The 700-nt window shown below is 37.6% G+C and carries 1 protein-coding gene; it reads right to left on the bottom strand.

Annotated elements, in window-relative coordinates; all coding sequences use genetic code 11:
• The coding region (locus DMP16_RS10535; protein ID WP_255446894.1) for an ABC transporter substrate-binding protein at positions 1-700 on the bottom strand (700 nt) is incomplete at both ends.

Here is a 700-nt window from a genome sequence, read left to right as displayed (position 1 = left end):
GCCAGAAGGTCCTCCAAACTGTATGTCAGTTAACGGCATTAATTGCTGAAAGACTGGATCTGGCCAATCCGGTGTCCAACCTATTGCAATCATATCTGGCGTTGATTGAGGGGTCGCATACGACTCTATCACTGAGAACGTTACATATTTAACTGAAACTGATATACCTATTTGATTTAAGTTCTGCGTTATAATGTCAAACTCCTCTTGCATGGTGTTAGTTACGGGAGCTAAGGCTACTATTTGTAAAGTCGGTAAAGGATTACCCTTAGGATTGCCTATAACGGTTCCATTAGATAATGTTACGTAGAAATCTCCTTCATATCCAGCTTCATTTAGATAGTGTAAAGCTAGAGACAAGTTGTATGAATAGAAGGATAAGTTTCCAGGATTGTATAGTATGCCATATTGAGGGGAAATGGGACCTAAAGGTAGATCAGCTAATATATTTCCATTATAATTAAATATGCTTAATAAGGCTGAGTAGTTAATGGCGTGAACTATGGCTAATCTAAGATCTGTAATGTTCAATGGGTAAGTTTGTGTGTTCATTGAAATGTACTGAACGCCGGGTAATACTCCAAAATCATAAAACGTCTGGTTTATCATATTGTTGTAAGGGGATGCTTTTAATATCTGATTTATATACGCTATGGAGACGTAAGAGATTTGGGCTTGGTTTGATACGAAATCTTCTACC

It is taken from the genome of Sulfolobus sp. B1, from assembly GCF_007050195.1.
GTDB lineage: Archaea > Thermoproteota > Thermoprotei_A > Sulfolobales > Sulfolobaceae > Saccharolobus.
The sequence above is the reverse complement of the archived record's forward strand: the minus strand, read 5'-3'. Positions and strand labels throughout refer to the sequence as shown.